Here is a 267-nt window from a genome sequence, read left to right on the forward strand (position 1 = left end):
TGATTGGGGTGAAGTCGTAACAAGGTAGCCGTATCGGAAGGTGCGGCTGGATCACCTCCTTTCTATGGAGAATTGATGAACGCAGTTCATCAATAAACGTTGACTTGTTTCGTTTCGTTCAGTTTTGAGAGAACTATCTCTCAAGTTTAAATGTATGTTCTTTGAAAACTAGATAACAGTGTAGCTCATATTTTTTAATTTTAGTTTGGTTAAGTTAGAAAGGGCGCACGGTGGATGCCTTGACACTAGGAGTCGATGAAGGACGGG

Annotated in this window: 1 rRNA gene; it reads left to right on the forward strand. The window is 41.2% G+C overall.

From position 1 onward, the window contains the following. A 16S ribosomal RNA gene (locus JDS80_RS30875) occupies positions 1-62 on the forward strand; the annotation flags it as partial. Positions 63-267 lie beyond the last annotated feature (205 nt).

It is taken from the genome of Bacillus cereus group sp. N8 (assembly GCF_016483685.1).
Classification (GTDB): Bacteria; Bacillota; Bacilli; order Bacillales; family Bacillaceae_G; genus Bacillus_A; species Bacillus_A proteolyticus.